The 368-nt window shown below is 67.9% G+C and carries 2 rRNA genes (1 of these 2 running past the window's edge); both read right to left on the bottom strand.

Going from position 1 to position 368, the window contains the following annotated elements:
• Positions 1-148 (bottom strand): 23S ribosomal RNA (locus NZ773_08925); the annotation flags it as partial.
• A gap of 219 nt (positions 149-367) precedes the next feature.
• A 16S ribosomal RNA gene (locus NZ773_08930) occupies position 368 on the bottom strand; it runs 1,479 nt beyond the window's last position.

Genomic DNA, 368 nt, shown 5'->3' on the forward strand with positions numbered 1-368 from the left:
TGTCCGCCGCTGGCGGACGGGTTGCCCCATTCGGAGATCGTGGGATCACAGCCTGCACGCGGCTCCCCCACGCTTTTCGCAGCGATGCCGCGTCCTTCATCGGCGCGCAGCGCCGAGGCATCCTCCGTGTGCTCCTCCTGTCTTCCCTGCTGGAACGCTCGGCGTCTTGCCGCTGCGCTAGCGGCGGTGCCGACCAGCGCAGCGCGTTGTTGCTTGCTGCCTAGCTCTGAGTGAGTGATGGTCTGCACTTGGTAAGGTGCACCGCCTGACGCCCGGTCAGGCCGGGGCGCCTTCACCCCTGAATCGTGCTGCGGGCGGCGTCGCGCGCGCTGCGGCTAAGCCGCACACTGTCCCTAGAAAGGAGGTGA

It is taken from the genome of Dehalococcoidia bacterium (assembly GCA_025054935.1).
Taxonomy (GTDB): Bacteria; Chloroflexota; Dehalococcoidia; order SpSt-223; family SpSt-223; genus JANWZD01.